At 38.9% G+C, this 368-nt stretch carries 1 protein-coding gene; it reads left to right on the plus strand.

What is annotated here, in order from left to right; all coding sequences use genetic code 11:
* Positions 1–87: 87 nt before the first annotated feature.
* The gene (locus AB5935_RS26140; protein ID WP_004301053.1) at positions 88–306 is read left to right on the plus strand and encodes a winged helix-turn-helix domain-containing protein; all 219 of its coding nucleotides are present in this window, start codon (positions 88–90) and stop codon (positions 304–306) included.
* Positions 307–368: the final 62 nt, after the last annotated feature.

Below are 368 nucleotides of genomic sequence, written 5' to 3' on the forward strand. Positions count from 1 at the left end.
ATGTATAAACAATTGCAATATCCTTTTGTTATCTTTATAGGCGAAATCTTAACCTAATGTATTAAACCTCTTAATTACTCTAGAAAAATGAACAGAAATGAAATCGGTGTGAATGCCGGTAAGGTTTGGCAACTGCTTAGCAATAATGAGAAGTGGAGCTATGGACTTTTGAAGAGAAAATCCGGGCTGAAAGATAAAGAGCTGGGTGCCGCTTTGGGGTGGTTGTCAAGAGAGAGCAAAATAGAGTTCGATCAGTGCGATGAAGAGCTTTATGTATATCTCTGTGTGAATGTTTATATTGGCTGAAAGAGTTTGACGCTTTAACGAGAACAGAAGAATCTCCGGAGGAATGACAGCATAGTCAGCAC

The organism is Phocaeicola sp. RTP21198st1_B8_RTP21198_201120 (genome assembly GCF_040929485.1).
Taxonomy (GTDB): domain Bacteria; phylum Bacteroidota; class Bacteroidia; order Bacteroidales; family Bacteroidaceae; genus Phocaeicola; species Phocaeicola dorei.

Excerpts from the sequence above, each read along its gene's own strand:
- AB5935_RS26140 (WP_004301053.1), top strand. The coding sequence starts at position 88 with ATGAACAGAAATGAAATCGGTGTGAATGCCGGTAAGGTTTGGCAACTG.